Source organism: Paenarthrobacter sp. PH39-S1 (assembly GCF_030063245.1).
GTDB lineage: Bacteria > Actinomycetota > Actinomycetes > Actinomycetales > Micrococcaceae > Arthrobacter_M.
On record NZ_JASISR010000017.1, the window covers coordinates 90,746 to 106,398 of the forward strand.

At 63.3% G+C, this 15,653-nt stretch carries 14 protein-coding genes and 2 pseudogenes; 9 read left to right on the forward strand and 7 right to left on the reverse strand.

All coding sequences use genetic code 11. The features are described 5' to 3' along the window. Nucleotides 1–525: 525 nt before the first annotated feature. The gene (locus QMG52_RS12550; protein ID WP_283560738.1) at nt 526–744 is read right to left on the reverse strand and encodes a hypothetical protein; all 219 of its coding nucleotides are present in this window, start codon (nt 742–744) and stop codon (nt 526–528) included. Nucleotides 745–1,007: 263 nt separating this feature from the next. On the opposite strand from QMG52_RS12550, the gene QMG52_RS12555 reads away from it, so the two are divergent. Further along, complete coding sequence (locus QMG52_RS12555) at nt 1,008–1,508, forward strand: GNAT family N-acetyltransferase (protein ID WP_283560739.1); 501 nt, start codon at nt 1,008–1,010, stop codon at nt 1,506–1,508. A 606-nt stretch (nt 1,509–2,114) separates the two neighbouring features. Here QMG52_RS12555 and QMG52_RS12565 read toward each other — a convergent pair. The 4 genes from QMG52_RS12565 to QMG52_RS12580 all read right to left on the reverse strand — a co-directional run bounded on the left by QMG52_RS12565 (nt 2,115) and on the right by QMG52_RS12580 (nt 5,574). After that, nucleotides 2,115–2,564: an iron chaperone gene (locus QMG52_RS12565; RefSeq protein WP_283560740.1), complete on the reverse strand. Its 450-nt coding sequence runs from the start codon at nt 2,562–2,564 to the stop codon at nt 2,115–2,117. 218 nt (nt 2,565–2,782) lie between these two features. Beyond that, nucleotides 2,783–3,778 (reverse strand): alpha/beta fold hydrolase, encoded by a 996-nt coding sequence (locus tag QMG52_RS12570; RefSeq protein ID WP_283560741.1) that lies wholly within the window; start codon nt 3,776–3,778, stop codon nt 2,783–2,785. A gap of 654 nt (nt 3,779–4,432) precedes the next feature. Then, nucleotides 4,433–4,849 carry a protein-tyrosine phosphatase family protein gene (locus QMG52_RS12575; protein WP_283560742.1) on the reverse strand — a complete coding sequence of 139 codons (417 nt, stop codon included), beginning with the start codon at nt 4,847–4,849 and terminating at the stop codon, nt 4,433–4,435. 44 nt (nt 4,850–4,893) lie between these two features. Continuing rightward, complete coding sequence (locus QMG52_RS12580) at nt 4,894–5,574, reverse strand: maleylpyruvate isomerase family mycothiol-dependent enzyme (protein ID WP_283560743.1); 681 nt, start codon at nt 5,572–5,574, stop codon at nt 4,894–4,896. Nucleotides 5,575–6,108: 534 nt separating this feature from the next. On the opposite strand from QMG52_RS12580, the pseudogene QMG52_RS12585 reads away from it, so the two are divergent. The 7 genes and pseudogenes from QMG52_RS12585 (at nt 6,109) to QMG52_RS12615 (ending at nt 14,011) form a co-directional block, all read left to right on the forward strand. Beyond that, a pseudogene (locus tag QMG52_RS12585) lies at nt 6,109–7,231 on the forward strand (pyridoxal-dependent decarboxylase). A gap of 24 nt (nt 7,232–7,255) precedes the next feature. Further along, nucleotides 7,256–8,122: a class II glutamine amidotransferase gene (locus QMG52_RS12590; RefSeq protein WP_283560744.1), complete on the forward strand. Its 867-nt coding sequence runs from the start codon at nt 7,256–7,258 to the stop codon at nt 8,120–8,122. A gap of 261 nt (nt 8,123–8,383) precedes the next feature. Continuing rightward, nucleotides 8,384–9,369: pseudogene (locus QMG52_RS12595) on the forward strand (acyl-CoA thioesterase). A 243-nt stretch (nt 9,370–9,612) separates the two neighbouring features. Further along, nucleotides 9,613–12,225: a winged helix-turn-helix domain-containing protein gene (locus QMG52_RS12600; protein ID WP_283560745.1), complete on the forward strand. Its 2,613-nt coding sequence runs from the start codon at nt 9,613–9,615 to the stop codon at nt 12,223–12,225. Between the two features lie 125 nt (nt 12,226–12,350). Further along, the gene (locus QMG52_RS12605) at nt 12,351–13,037 is read left to right on the forward strand and encodes a hypothetical protein (protein WP_283560746.1); all 687 of its coding nucleotides are present in this window, start codon (nt 12,351–12,353) and stop codon (nt 13,035–13,037) included. A gap of 40 nt (nt 13,038–13,077) precedes the next feature. Further along, complete coding sequence (locus tag QMG52_RS12610; RefSeq protein WP_283560747.1) at nt 13,078–13,590, forward strand: DUF2306 domain-containing protein; 513 nt, start codon at nt 13,078–13,080, stop codon at nt 13,588–13,590. 151 nt (nt 13,591–13,741) lie between these two features. Continuing rightward, the gene (locus QMG52_RS12615; protein ID WP_283560748.1) at nt 13,742–14,011 is read left to right on the forward strand and encodes a DUF8691 family protein; all 270 of its coding nucleotides are present in this window, start codon (nt 13,742–13,744) and stop codon (nt 14,009–14,011) included. A 22-nt stretch (nt 14,012–14,033) separates the two neighbouring features. On the opposite strand, the gene QMG52_RS12620 is transcribed toward QMG52_RS12615, so the two are convergent. Continuing rightward, nucleotides 14,034–14,213, reverse strand: a complete 180-nt coding sequence (locus QMG52_RS12620; RefSeq protein WP_283560749.1) for an ArsR/SmtB family transcription factor — start codon at nt 14,211–14,213, stop codon at nt 14,034–14,036. A 313-nt stretch (nt 14,214–14,526) separates the two neighbouring features. After that, nucleotides 14,527–14,970: a VOC family protein gene (locus tag QMG52_RS12625; protein WP_283560750.1), complete on the reverse strand. Its 444-nt coding sequence runs from the start codon at nt 14,968–14,970 to the stop codon at nt 14,527–14,529. A gap of 149 nt (nt 14,971–15,119) precedes the next feature. Between QMG52_RS12625 and QMG52_RS12630 the strand changes: the two genes are divergently transcribed. Then, entirely contained in the window at nt 15,120–15,413 is a 294-nt protein-coding gene (locus QMG52_RS12630) for a hypothetical protein (RefSeq protein ID WP_283560751.1), read from the forward strand. The last annotated feature ends 240 nt before the right edge of the window (nt 15,414–15,653 follow it).

Sequence of the window (15,653 nt, forward strand, 5' to 3'; positions counted from 1 at the left end):
GTGCCACTCTAGGGCGCGGTCCTGCAAAGCTGTCACGGGCACCCTACAGGCCAAGGTTGACTTTCCTCCGCCACGAACCAACGCCGGAGAGACGCTCATACGGGGCGTTGCCAGTTTCGACGTCCAAGATGGCGGAAACGTTGTCCAGCGTTCAGGACCGACGTCTGGGACAGAAACCGGGCGCCCCGGGAGTCGTGAGCTGCCCGCAGAAGAAGACGCAGAACTATGCCAGCCCCGCTGGCATAGTCATCGGATAGCAATGCGGCAATTCCAAACTACATCTGGGACCGTGCCGCTTGCGTGTTAGGTGCTTACTCCTTACAAGCGGCGGATCTGATTATCCCGTTCAATGCCCCAAGCACGGGCCACCTGACGTCGCATACCTGCGGACGCAAAGTATTGCCTTCCCGCTGCGGACTAGCGCTCTCAGTGCAGTTGACTTCCAAAATGACAGCCCGGATGGCGTGTGGAGTCACAAGCGAAACCCTATGTGTTGGGCCGTTAAGTAACGGCGACGGCCAATCACTAAAACGCTTCCAAAAGGACTGTCTCAACAGTTCCGCCCTCATTAAGATTGCTTCCAAGCAGGCGGACAAGCCCGGTCTTTCGCGGAGTACCGAACGACCCCTCCGGCTCATCCTCCATTTCGGCGAACACCTCGAACAGTCGTCCGTTCGCGTGCTCGTCCACCCACCGAAGAACTTCGGCAATGTCCTCAACGTCAATCAGTGCGTCAGCGTCCAAGTTCCACGCATACCCGGGATGTGGTTTCACCCAAAAGTCAACACGTAGGGTAGCAGGGTAATTCAACCACGTCACGTGGTTCAGCATGATCGGTTTCAATGACGCGTATGCTCTGCAGCCTACAAGCCGTGGTTGTGAGTTCATAGAGAGCATCACGCCGGTCGGGAGGCTTTCATTCGGTGCAGTGACGGAACGTTGTCCGGTTAGCGTTCCGCAATCGATGATCCTCTTGGGCCCGGTCTCCTCGGTGGCAGACTGGGGTAATGGAGCGCCAGGACGCACAAGAGCACATGTCCGTAATGATCAAGCCCTATGAACACGCGGATGCAGCGGAAACCCTGGCGGTGTTCATTTCGGCTGTGATGGAGACTGCTTCCGCCGACTACACGGTGGAGAAAGTACAAGCGTGGGCTCAGCCGGAGGGACGCGACGTAGTGGCTTGGAACGCAGCGATGTTGGCCCGGAACAGCATCGTTGCCACAATCGGCGGCGAACTCGCCGGCTTCTCGGATGTGAGCCTCGACGGTTACGTGGACATGATGTTCGTTTCGCCGCGTCACCAGCGACGTGGGGTAGCATGGCAGCTTCTGGCACACGTGGAAACTCAGGCACGCAGCGAAGGGACGCCCATGCTCTCAGCCGACGTGAGCATCACAGCCCGGCCGTTCTTCGAGCGGCATGGCTTCACTGTTGAAGCGGAACAGCACCCGGTCAAGGCAGGGGTGGAGCTGACCAACTACAAGATGCGAAAAGAGCTGCGATAACAGAGGTCACATCTTGGCACTGCCCTTGCTTGTCGGTAAACCTTCGTCTGCCGGGACGAAGCATCCGTGGCTCGTCATCTGTAGCGGAACACCGAAATGCCAAGCCCGCCACGTCACTTCTTCTCCCAGTGAAATGAGACCTGACGTGACACCAGCCACGGCCTTTTCACGAGACTGCGCCATCGAGTCCTCATGGGCGTCGATGCTGCGGACAAGGTCAAACAGCTGCGCTTTAGGCCACACTGGTCCGTGTCGTACATTCGAAGGAGACGGTCATGATCAGAGTATGTCAGGCGGGTTATCCATTGCCCGAATCACCCCGGACCGGAAACACTGAGGGCAAGAGATCGCGATCGCAGGGCCGCCCGCATTGCCTCTCAGCGAATCAACGGGCGACCACCAACAAACTGCCATAGCAGCGTCCCATGGACATGGTGTCCCTCGTCGCCTGCTGGACGCCTGGTTCACCGTGAGATTGTCCCGCCGGCGGCTCCCCTGCGGGCACCCAGCTGTCGACGACTCCCATGCCCCGACGCTGCCAGCGGCGGTCCGACAGTCCGACGAGGCGATAGCGGTTGCTCTCCTGACCCGGCGGTGACGGCGTTGTCAGGAGATCGCGGCCTTCACCAATTCAGCAATCTGCTTCCCCACCACCGGGCTCCATTTTTCCAGCGCGTACGACACGGGCCAGATTTCGCCGGCGTCGAGGTGTGCAGCATCCTGGAACTCCAGGGTCGAGTAGCGGGTGTTGAACTTGCCCGCGTTCTTGAAGCAGAAAACAACCTTGCCGTCCTCGTTCACGTAGGCCGGCATCCCGTACCAGGTCTTCGGCGACAGCCCCGGGGCATTCTCAGTCACCGACACGTGCACGCGCTCGGCGAGCACGCGATCTTCCGGTGCCATTTTCGCGATGCTGTCCAGGACCGCCTGCAGCCCATCCGCCTTCTTGGCGCCCTGCTTACCCTCGGCACGCAACTCCGCAGCGCGCTCCTTCATCGCGGCATGCTCCGCTGCTGAGAAACCGACGGAATCGGACTTGTCATTCTTCGTGGGCATTCTTCGCTCTCCCTTTGTGATGCGCGGGGCTGGACGCCGCCGCCTTCTGTGAACAGGCTATGCCAGGCCACGCTTGGGTGCTTCTCCGTTCCTGCTCGGATCGCGGCCCCTGAGTGCACCATTCGCCCTTCGGCTAACGGGATACCGCTTTGGACACACAAAGTCCAGGTGTGGGGCTTCGTCATCGCACCGCTCTGCCCCGCGTCACACGCTGCGCATCAGGTGCGGGACGTCGTCGTATCCACCGCCTTTCTCAGCCAGGCCATGATCAACTCCACGCTTTCCGGGTCCAAATGCGTATCCGGATCGTTATATCCGTTCCCTGGTGACGCGGCGACTTCGGCAGGGCTGCGCATGTCTTCCTTGAACACATGATTTGCGTTGGGCGGGAACGCGAAGGTCACGTTCGACATCCCAGCGGCGGCCTCCTGAAGCGGATCGCCGTCGGCGCGCATATCAATCTGAACGTCACTCCCGCCGATCAGCACCAGCGTGGGAATCTGGGTTTTTCCAAGCGAGTCAGTCGTGGATTCGACCCACAGCTCACGGGCGAACGGGAGGTTCGCCGGAGTCTCGAAGCTGGACAGGACCATCTTCACACTGTCCGGCAGGGCTGGATCCGGATTCATCGGCTCGCCAGCGGCGTAGCGGGCGGCAGCTGCCCGAACCTTGGGCATCAGCTCGGCCCCTCCAGGAAACTGGGCAGATTGAAGAGTCAGTTGGGATAACAGCACGTCCTGGATCGGGCGGCCGGGCGGAGCAGCGAGCACGATCCCGGCGAAGGGAACAACCTGGGTACTTGTTGCGTAGTGGAGCACATGCAAAGCGCCCTCGCTGTTACCCAGGCCGATAACTCGTGAGGAGTCGACAAAGTCCAGCCTGGACAGCACCTGGACGGCCGCGGCCAGCTCGTCCAGATGCGACTGCATGCTCAGCGACCCGATGAGCTTGGGAACATTGTCCCTGGCGTGCGGGCCGGACGCCCGCTTGTCATAACGCAGAGATGCGATGCCAGCACGGGCAAACGCCTCCGCGAACAGCCGCCCGCTCCCGTTGCTGCCCGGAAGCAACGGCGAACACCAATCCCGGTCGGTGGGACCGCTGCCGGCGACAAGGACCACCGCCGGGAATAGCCCATCACCATCGGGACGGACCACCGTGCCCTCCATCGTGATGCCATCCAACTCCCAGGAAACGTCAACAGTGCTCACCATGGTCACAGTCTCACTGCGAAGCTACAACGGCACAAGCCTTCCGCCCGCAAGCCAGGCAGGTGCACGCTCCTGCCAGGCCTGTGAATACCGCTCTTGCAAGTCCGCCGCCCAGTTCCTTTTTGGCGTTACCGCATGGGACGGCCACGTGGCGAAGTCCTGACGCCGGCACCCCCTGTATATCAACGGCCCGTCCACGATCACTCTGGGAGTGCCTGATTCTCATGAATCAGGCACATAATATTTATATGGAGAATCCGTTAGTCATGGTTTGGCTCCCGGTCATAGTGCTCCTCGTAACGCTTAGCGTTTGGGGCTACAGTCTGGTCGACTTTTCCCGGACGGACGAGAGTGAAATGAGGACGTTTCCAAAAGAAGTATGGCTACTGATTCTGGTCCTCGGCAGTTTCCTTGGCGCCGTCATGTGGATCGCTGCAGGGCGACCCCAGCGCCATTAAACCCGAAAACGCTTAACCCGAAAAGCCATAACCAACGGATCTACCCTTGCCCGCCGGAAATCAAAAATTTCAGAACACAGAACGACGACGTGTACGCTCGCCTTCAGAAATCGCTCTGCTGCCGGCGTCAAGGCCTGGCGGAGCTGCGTGGGCCAACCGGAGTCGGGGGCAAACTTGTCGGCCTTGTCCCAATCACGGTTCACCCGGCGGGGAACCGTCGTGCGTAGCGGCGTTGCCACGGAGTTTCCACCGCCCATGGACCAAGGTACTGGCGCACATAGGCCACCGCATCGCTAGCGGGTACGCCGTCGAGGACGGCCAGGCAAGCCAGTGCCGTGCCCGTTCTTCCATGACCACCTGCACATGCGATCTCAACCCGTTCCGATGTGGAGCGTTGCCAGGCTTCACGAAGCGCGCAGACGGCATCGTGGCGGTCCAGGGGCAGGCAAAAGTCCGGCCATCGCACCCAGCGGGCGTCCCACCCCATGGGCAGGGGCGGATCGTTGAGCAGGTAAAGACCGAAATCGGGCATGAGCCCGAGAGCCAGTGGCCGGCGCAGTCCCCGGCCCCGGATCAGTCTGCCCGATGGCAGACGGACTACTCCGGGGTCATTCATGTCCCATCTGCGCGCGGCCGCCACGTTCCAGATATCAGGCGCAGCTAGGACACGTTATCGTCCTGCTGGGGCGGTTCAGGTGCGGTGCTGTCCAGGCGTGAGCGAAGAGTCGGCACGCCGGCGCCTTGGAGGTAGTCAAGGTAAGGAACGCGGCCCGCCATAGTCATTACCAGGGCGACCGTTGGCCCCGTAACCAGTGGTCCCGTACCCGCTGTGAAGGGCCCGTCATCTGCCTTGAGCTGGAGGCCTGCAGCGTGCGTGCGGCTGGCAACCGTGAAGTTGCGGCGCGCATAGAACTCCGCGACGGGTGTCAATGCATCAATGCTGGGAGTACGGGGAAGCCCCAGTGCGTGGCGGATATCCTGGGCGTGCACGAGAACTTCCCCCAGATAAGCCGGAGTGTGGGAGGACGGTGCAATACTGCTGTTGATGACCGCGCAAAACTGCACCAGGGTCTGGGCCGAGGTGTTGCCGCGGTGCTCCTGTAGCCGGCGCTGGTTGTGCACATCTGGCCGGAAACGCGCACCGAGCATGCTGCGCAGCCACTGCCACTGGTTCAGGCTCGCCGCGGCAGTCAAATGCGCGACGACTTGCTCGACATCCCACTGCCCGCATAGCGTCTGGTGCTGCCACTGGTCCGGGCTGAGGATCGCTAAGTCCTCCGCCAGCGCGGCGCGCTCGGCATGCGCGAGAGCCCAAAGGTCGCTGTCCGAAGATTTTGCCATAACGCCTGTTTCCTCTATTCCGTTTTCGTGGCTTCAATCTTACGCCGCTCTCACAGATGCTTTCAGGCAAAGAATCGCCGCAGCAGCCGTACTCCGACCTCAGGGCGCTGAACCAGACACTGCCGCCAACTGCGGCTCCGGCGCCGAACCACCAGCGCAGCTCCGGTCCGGCTGCGCACGCCCGCAGGGCCTGCGTGGATCAGTGCACCTATGCCGATGATGCCGGCCGCCATCAGCACGCCATCATCAGAGGGCGCAGATCAGCACCAGGACTCCGATGTGCTCCCGGATGCGCTGCCTCAGCACAAATGCGTTCGGCGCCCGACGGCAAGGATCAGGGCCAAACCGGTCCCGAGACCCAGGGGGTGCTGGAGGGATCGTCGGTTGGAGTCACAAACGTCGAACGTAGCTGTACTGGTGGAACGGCGCCAAGTCCGTCGCTTCGCTCCCGCACGGGAGCCGAACCGGGGTCTACGGTTAGAGAGGATGTGCCGCACATTGTCCCTGCGGCCCGGCAGAGAAAGGAGTTTCGCAATGCAGACCGAGCACGGTTCCTCGAAAAAGGAGTCCAACACGTCGATTGGGCTCAATCCCTTGTTCAGCAGGCCGGGCGAGGCGACGGAGTTTCCCCGGTTCGTCCTTCCGGACGGAGAGTCTCTGCCGGAGACCGCCTATCAGGTGGTCCATGACGAGTCCATGCTGGACGGCAATGCCCGGCTGAACCTGGCCACGTTTGTTGGCACATGGATGGACGAGCATGCAAAGCGGCTCTACTCCGGGGCCGCGGACAAGAACATGATCGACAAGGATGAATATCCCCAGACCGCGGCCCTTGAGACCCCCTGCTGGGATGCTGGCCGATCTTTGGAACGCACCGGACCCGGCCGGGGCCATCGGCACGTCCATGATCGGTTCATCCGAGGCATGCATGCTCGGCGGTCTGGCGCTCAAGCGGCGCTGGCAGCATCTTCGGAAGGCGGGCGGGGAAACCGGCGGACCGACCGAATCTGGTGCTCAGTTCCGCCGTGCAGGTGTGTTGGGAAAAGTTCTGCAATTACTGGGATGTGGAGGCGCGCTTCGTCCCGCTTTCGCAGGAGCACCGGGTCTTCGATGGCCACAACCTGGACCGGTACGTGGATGAGAACACCATCGGCGTGGTGGCCATCATGGGCGTCACCTACACCGGCCTGTACGAGCCAGTCCAGCAGATCGCGGCGGCGCTGGACGCGATCCAGGCACGCACTGGGCTGGACGTCCCGATCCATGTGGACGGCGCATCGGGTGCGATGATCGCGCCGTTTCTGCAGCCGCAGATCGAATGGGACTTCCGGCTCAAACGCGTTGCCTCCATCAACACCTCGAGCGACGGCTCTGACATCCCGGTGTGTTCGCCTGGCAGCTCAAGGACGGATACACCGTCAACTGGAACCTGCACCACCTTTCCGAACGGCTGCGCATGAGCGGCTGGCTGGTGCCGGCCTATCCGACGCCGGATGCCCTTTCCGCCATCACCGTGCAACGGATCGTCGTCCGCAACGGCTTCACGCGAGACCTTGCCGGCAGTTTCCTGGCCGACCTGCAAAAGGCGGTCGCCTACCTCGACGCGATGGACGGACCGATGCCGGCATCAGGCCACAGCGCCGCGTTCCACCACTGACTGCCAGAGACAAGGACGCCAACGATGTGCCGGTTGTTTGGTATGCACGCAGGCACCACCCCCGCTAAAGCGACCTTTTGGCTGCTGAAGGCACCGGACAGCCTGAGCGTACAGAGTCACCGGGAGCCCGACGGCGCCGGCATCGGCGTGTTCGACCGCGATGGGACCCCGCTGGTGACCAAACAGCCGATGGCGGCCTGGCAGGATCACGTTTTTGCCCGGGCCGCACGGGAGCTGGAAGGCACCACCTTCCTGGCCCACGTCCGCTACGCGAGCACGGGAGCACACACCTCGGTCAACACGCATCCCTTCGAACAGGGCGGACGCCTGTTCGCCCATAACGGTGCCTTTGGCGGGCTTGACGTCCTTGACGACAGACTCGCCGAGCTGGGCAGCCGGGACCTGGTCCTCGGGCAGACCGACAGCGAACGCATGTTCGCGCTCATCACCACCGAGACCCGGCGCCACGGCGGCGACGTCGCGGCTGGGATCCAGGAGGCCGTGGCCTGGATCGCGGAGAATCTGCCGGTCTACAGCCTGAATCTGATAGTGGCATCCGGGACCGAGAGGTGGGCGCTTCGATACCCTGCCTCGCATGAACTCTACGTTCTGGCGCGGACCGCCGGCGGGCACACGGGGGGCGCACATTTGGAGGCCAAGAGCCACCGGATCCAGGTCCACAGCCGGACCTTCGCGGAACGGCCGGCCGTCATCGTCGCCACGGAGCGGATGGATCAGGACCCGGGCTGGCGGCTGATGGAAGCAGGTGAACTGCTCCACGTCGACTCGCAACGGCGCCGACACAGCACCTATCCGGTGGGGGCTGGGCCGGTTCACCTGCTCACTCTGACGGACCTGAACCCGGTCGCTGCGGCATCCCAGCATCCGTAGCCGGTTGCAGACAACTATGGAAAATTCTCTGCAGCCGGGAACCAGCCCAGCGACATTCCCACTGCCACTGCCACTGCCACTGCCACTAACATCCTCTCCACGAATGCGATGGATCACCCACCGCCGCCATTACCGAGCATGGCCTAGACCCTGGCTCTGGAGTTCCACATTCCGTCACGTGGCCTGGCGATGATGGCGGGAGGAACAGCGTATGAGACTTCCGCGCGTTTGGACGGTCTGCCACTTCAATAGACTCGTTTCATGAGTGAGACTGCCGCCAACTCCGTGACCCTTCGTTTCCTTGCCGCCCCACCGACGTCGGGCACAGCGGCTCGGTGGATGCCGGCACGGTGCGGGAGTGGGTGGACAAGGCAGCCTACGCCGCCGCCGTCGGTTGGTCCAAGTCTTACTGTGTGACCGCCTATGTGGGTAACATCCACTTTGCCGACCCCGTCAACAGTGGCGACATGGTGGAAGTGGAGGCGACTATCGTCTACACCGGACGGTCATCGATGCACATCCGTACAGTGGTGTCCTCGGGCGACCCAAGAGGCGGTACCCCCACGATGCGCAGTCAGTGCATCGTGATATTCGTGGCCGTCGGCGCGGACGGCAAACCCATCCCGGTAACACGCTTTGAGCCCGCCACGCCGGAGGAGATTGAGCACTACGATGACGCTCTGGCCAGGATCAACGTCCGGGAAGAGATCGTGGCGGCCATGAAGGCCCAGAACTATACCGATGCGGGAACGGCCGAGCGCGTGGTCCTGGGATTCATGGCCGCCCCCACGGACGTTAATTGGGGCGGCAAGGTTCACGGCGGGATGGTGATGAAATGGATCGATGAAGCCGCCTACGTGTGCGCATCACGGTACTGCGGAAATGACACCGTGGCGGTGTTCTCCGGCGGTGTACGCTTCTACCGGCCGCTGCTGATCGGCCACGTGGTGGAAGTGGAGGCCCGGCTGGTCTACACGGGAACGAAGGGCGTGCACATCGCCGTCCACGTCCGTTCCGGAGATCCCAAGGGACGCCAGATGAGGCTGACCACCTACTGCCTGACCGTGATGGTGGCACGAGACGACTCCGGCAACTCGGTGCCGGTTCCCCCTTGGGTTCCCGTTTCCGATGAGGACAAGCGTTTGCACGCCCATGCCCGGGACCTGCTCGAAATCCGCGGCCGGGCGCCAGGAAACAGGCTCCCCAACCACCTGTTGCGGGCTGGAAGTCCGACGACGCCAGGCTAGAGCGTTGAGTCCGTCGCGTTTTAGCGGCCGCTAACGCAAGCCCGTGTTCGCAGCAGTGGTGGCGCTAGACTTGTGTGAGTTGCTGCGCGCGGTGGACTCCGGTGTGCATGCAGGAATAGGGTTCACATGGCACCTCCGGTGATTGCAAGCAAACTGTTCGTTCCGGGGCCGCAGCGCGGCCTGATTCCCCGCCCACGACTTAGTGGACTGTTGCGTCAGGGAACTGAATCGAGATTGACACTGGTGTCTGCCCCGGCCGGGTTCGGCAAGACGACGCTCCTTGCCGGATGGCTGGCCGAGACGACCGATGAAGACCGTTGCGTGGCGTGGCTTTCGCTCGAGCAGTCGGACAGTGATCCTGCGGCATTTTGGACGTACGTCGTGACAGCCCTGCAAGCGGTGGTGCCCGGCCTTGACCCGGCGTCGCTGGATCAGCTGGCGTCCTCGTCCACGCCGACCGAGCGCGTGCTCACCTCCGTGCTCAATGTGCTCGCCGCTATGCCGAACGAGGTATGGCTGGTGCTCGATGACTACCACTTGGCCGATGGCCGCGAGGTCGGTGAGGGGATGGCCTTCTTGCTGGAGCATGTTCCGCCACGCATGCACGTAGTCATCAGCACCCGAGCGGACCCCGAACTGCCGCTCTCCCGTTGGCGGGTGCGCGGCGAACTGGTCGAGATCCGTGCTGCGGATCTCCGCTTTACGTTCGAGGAGGCCGCCGAATACTTCAGCGGGGTGTCGGGGCTGGACTTGGCCGCAAAGGAGGTGGCGGCCTTGTCGCAACGAACGGAAGGGTGGATTGCCGCGCTTCAGCTTGCTGGGCTTTCGCTCAAGGGACGCGCGGACATCGCGGGCTTCATCGCCCGGTTTGACGGGGACGACCGGTATATCCTCGACTACCTCCTCGAAGAGGTGCTGGCGCATCAACCGGAGCATGTCCGTCGGTTCCTTCTCAACACGGCCGTCCTCGACCGGCTGACCGGTCCGCTCTGTGACGCTGTGACTTATCGCGACGACGGGAACGACATGCTCCTGGCGTTGGAACGCGCCAACCTATTCGTTGTCCCCCTGGACGACAAACGCGAATGGTACCGCTACCATCGCCTCTTTGCCCATGTGCTTCGGGCTCGCCTGCTTGGCGAGGAGCCTGGGCAGGTTCCGCTGCTGCATCAGCGCGCCAGCGGCTGGTACGAGGGCCAGGGCATGACCGGTGAAGCAGTTGGTCATGCACTGGCGGCCCTGGACTTTGACCGCGCCGCACACCTGATGGAGCTGGCCGTTCCCCAAATCCGGCGCAACAGGCAGGATGCCTTGTTCCTCGGCTGGCTGAAGGAACTGCCCGACGACGTCATTCGGCGCAGTCCCGTGCTCAGCGTTTCCCAAGCCTTCAGCCTCATGGCCACCGGAAAGCTCGACGGCGTCGAACCCCGGCTTCAGGATGCCGAGCGCGCGATGGCAGCCGCACCCTCCGGAGCGGCCTGCCCTTGGTCCGCCATCGAAGAGTTCCAGTCATTGCCGGCGACCATCGCCATCTACCGCGCCTCCCTGGCGCAGGCGCGGGGCGATGAAATTGGGACGGTGGATCATGCACAACACGCCCTGGCGCTTGCCGGCCCCGACGATCACCTGGCCCGGGGCGCAGCCTCCGGTTTTCTGGGGCTCGCCGCATGGGCGCGGGGCGACGTTTCAACGGCACTGCAGACGTTCACCCAGGCCGTGGCAAGCCTGCATGCGGCAGGCAACCTGGTCGACGAGCTGGGCAGCACAGTGGTGCTTGCAGACCTGTGGCTCGCGGCAGGTCGACCCGGAAAAGCCCGCCGGATCATGCAGGGCGCATTGAAAATGGCCCAAGCGCAGGGTGCATCCGCGGAACGGGCGGCGGCCGAGTTACACGTAGGACTGAGCGAGATCGACTGCGAGGGAGGAGACCTTGGTGGGGTCCGGCGGCACCTTGAGGCCACGCCGGCGCTGCAGGAGCGCGCCCCGCTGGCCGAGAGCCGCTACCGGTGGTTGGTGGCAAGCGGGCTGCTCGCCCGTGCCGAGGGAGACCCGGAGCGGGCCATCGACCTTTTGGAGCAGGCGGAGCCGCTCTACCTGCGTGGATTCTTCCCGGAGGTGCGCCCGATCCCGGCTATGAAGGCCCGGATCTGGATCACACAAGGCAGGCTTCTGGACGCCGGCGATTGGGCACGCGAGCGCGGAGTTTCCGTCACAGACGACGCCAGTTATCTGAGCGAATTTGACCACCTCACGTTGGTGCGGCTGCTTATTGCCCAGCACCGGGCGTGTCCCGACGCCGGAGCTGCCGGCCAAGCCGGTGCCCTGTTGGAACGGTTGCTCGACGCCGCCACAGCTTCCGGACGCGCCGGTTCCGTGCTGGAGATCCGCATGCTTCTGGCCCTGGCACTTGATGTGCAGGGACAACGGGCCCAGGCTCGCGAGGCGCTTGAGCGCGCATTCGTCGAGGCACCCGAACCCGCCGAGTATGTGCGGCTCTTCCTGGACGAAGGAGCGCCGATGATGGGCCTGCTGCGCGGCGCCGCACACGACGGCCCGCACTACCGTGCTGCCGGCGAGCACGCACTCCGTTTGCTCCGTCTGGGAACCTCAGCTCAAGCGCAAGCCGCCGGTTCACTGCAGGGCCAGGGGTCGTCGTCGTCCGCTGACTTGTTGAGCGAAAGGGAGCTGCAGGTGCTCCGGCTCCTCGGCGGCGGGCTGAGCGGGCCGCAGATCGCCGGCGAGCTGTTCATCTCGTACAACACCTTGCGCACCCACACGAAGCACATCTTCACCAAGCTCGAGGTGTCCGACCGCCGGGCCGCTGTCCGCCGCGCACGCGAACGCGGACTGTTGTAACTGCCAGCCTCCGGATCTCACCTCATCATTCACATCATTGGGTGACGTCGTCTCACCCTCCCGGTTCCTACATTTGAGTTATCCCACGGCACCCCGCCGCGGACACTGCGAACCCAGGAGCCGACATGTCCATCACCACCACCACACTCACCCGCGTGGCAGGCCTCAGCGCCGTCGCAGCGGGACTTCTGTTCATCGGCATCCAGATCAATCATCCCCATCTGGATGCCACCTTCGCCACCACCGCCGAGTACACGGTCCGGCAGACCTTGAAAATCTTGATGGCCGTGCTCTCGCTCATCGGCATCACCGGCATGTACCTGACGCATGTGAAGAGGATGGGAGTGCTCGGCCTGTTCGGGTATCTCGTGTTCGGCGCCGGCTACCTGATCATGATGAGCGTGGAAGTCATTGGGGCCGTGGTCATTCCAGCCATTTCCGGCAGTGCGCCCGGTTACGTCAATGACGTTTTCGCCGTTGCCACCGGCGGACACGCGGCCGGCGACATCGGCCTGCTGCAGCCCCTCAACACGGCCGCGGGCCTCACCTACATTGGCGGCGGCGTCCTGTTCGGGATCGCACTGTTGAGCGCCAACGTTCTGGCCCGATGGGCTGCAGCCGTCCTTGCCGCCGGCACCGCCGCAACCATTGCGATCCCACTGCTGCCGATGGTCAATGAGAGGTTGTTCGCCCTCCCGACCGGCCTGGCCCTGATTGGCCTCGGCTACTCCTTGTGGCGCCGGACGCGCCCCTCCGCCGCATCCGTGCCGAACACAGCTGATGCAGCGCTTGACCCGGCCGGCGCCAAGTGAGCACGGCTGCGCTTTCGCGCTCAGAGAGGGGGGCCGGTAGGTGCCGTTCGCACTCATCGCCCTCATCCTGGTCCCCGCCGTGGCAGGCTCCCTGCGATTGGTCGAGCTGTCCGGAGGCCCGCACCTCATGCCCACGAATCCGCGCCTGAGCGCGTCGCCCGTTCCCGTCGTCGTACACATCACCAGCGCCATCAGCTACGTCGTCCTTGGCGCCCTGCAGTTCTCCCCCGGCTTTCGCCGGCGCCACCCGAAATGGCACCGGCGGTCCGGGCGGGTGGTGGTGATTTTGGGCCTGGCCGTGGCATTCTCGGCGCTGTGGTTGACGCTGTTCCACCCCGCCCAGCCCGACACAGGGACATTGCGCTACCTGTTCAGGCTCGCGTTCGGCGCGGGCATGGCCACGTGCATCCTGCTCGGTTTCGCCGTGATCCGGCGCGGAGACGTGGCCGGGCACCGGGCGTGGATGACACGCGCTTATGCGCTGGCGGTTGGCGCCGGTCCCCAGGTGTTCACGCAGGGGCTCGGGAATGCCGTTTTAGCGCCAGTGGACTGACCACCACGCTCATGCTGGGGGCCGGCTGGGCCATCAACCTGGCCGTGGCGGAGTACTGCATCCGCCGCGGCGGCCGGACCCTTCGCCGCCGGACAGGAGACAGCCGGACAGCCAGGACGACGGACAGGACGACGGCGGGGGCCTGGCCTTCATGACCCGGTCCCCCCAGCGAGCGGACCCCGCCGGTTACCGGCTTCGGGTCAACGGCCACCTCGATGACCACTGGTCTGCTTGGTTCGACGGGCTCACCCTAGTGACGGAAAGCGACGGCACGACAAGCCTGACCGGGCTTATTCACGATCAGGCGGTGCTGCACGGGCTGCTCACGAAGGTCCGGGACCTTGGCCTCGTCTTGGTCTCCGTGGAATCCGTTGACCGGGACGGGAAAAGTGCGCTGCACCGGGCAGGCCGAAGGGATTGACGACCAAACCGCGTTCCCTGCATTAGTCGTGGCGGGACTTCGCGAGGACATGCAGGTGCTTCGAGACGGCGGGCAGGCTCATCGCGTCCGGGGCCACAATGTCGTTCACGGTCGCCTCTCCGCGCGAGGGCATCGCGAGGATCGCGCGCCGGGTTGGATCAGCGAATGCCGAGAAGGTCCTGCTGACTTCGTCGGCGGACAAGAAACGATGCTAAACCAGTGAAATAATTAATCGGTAGGTTAGATACGAAAGTTTCCAAGTCCCCGGTCTCAGCTGGCTGCGGAAGCCGTGATTGCCCTTCGCCTGCCGGGTGGTTTTCGGCCCTCAAGAGGTCGATCCTTCGAGCATCTCCCGTCGTGTGTCGCTTAAATCCATCCGCCTGCGGACACCGCCCCGCGGCTGGTTCGCCATGAGGCACGGTCGACGCCTCAGGCGCGCAATATGCGGTCTAGTTCCACTCTCAGGACCCCGTGTGCCTCACGCAACAGGGGCATTTCGCGGAAAACAGGTGGCATCAACGGATCCTTTCGGCCAGAGACACGATGATCCCCTCCGGTCCGCGCACGTAGGCCATTCGCCACATATTCTCGTACTGGCCAATGCCGCCCACCAGCCCGTAGCCGTCAGCGGCTAGCTTGTCGACGGAGGCTCGGAGGTCGTCAACCTCGAAGGCCACGTTGCGCAGACCCAACTCATTGGCCATCGCGGCCGGCGACCCTGGGGCGTGGTCAGGGCGAACGAAGCGCGAGAGCTCCAGGCGAGTACCTCCATCGGACGGCCCCAGCATGACGATTTCAGTGCGGGAGTCTGGGATTCCGATGACCGTGTCCAGAAAATCGCCCTCCACGAACATCCTGCCGCCCTCGACCTCAAGGCCCAGTCCAACGAAGAACGCCGTGACCGTCTCGAGGTCCGCGACAGTAATTCCGACATGGTCGAATCGTTGTATACGTGACATGAGAGCAATCCTCCAGTGTTCGTCTCGTCGAACCTTCCAGGATCATCATGCTACGCAGCAGCCCGCGCCTCCGTCCACGAACGTGTCCGTAGAACCTTGCCCCCTGCGGGCTGGGCGGCGGCGCAGATCAACGGCAGTAGGCTTCGAACATGTCGGAACCAGATGGTCCCAAACGGCTTGAACCGAGAATGACCCGCGGTAGCTTCCGGTTCCTGGTGTGGGCCGATGTCGGCCTGGCCGCCGTCAGCACCATACTCGCCCTGAATGCCCTGTTCTGGCGAAGTAAAGACTGGGACCTTCCAGCTTTCCTTCCGGCTGCCTTATTCCTGATCAGCGGGATTCTCCTGGGACACCTGATCCGCGTCCGGCGCAACGATATGCCGTTTTGGGATGAGGAAGAGGCACGGCGGGACGATTGGGACCGCAGGGGCCGGCAACTGTAAAACCGGGCAGCCTATTTTGATCGCCGTCGTCGACCCTTGAACGACCGGCGAGCTCGTGGGTAATCAGGACTTTTTGAATCGTCGGGCGTCCGCTCAGCGTTCCTCAAAGGGAACCTAGTGTCTCGCGCCGTTAATTCGTTTTAATAGTCGTCCCAGTGATTCGAGGATCTCCTCGGCGGTCTTCGTCCAGATAAACGGTTTGGGATTCTCGTTCCACCCCTTGATCCAGTTGCGCAGATC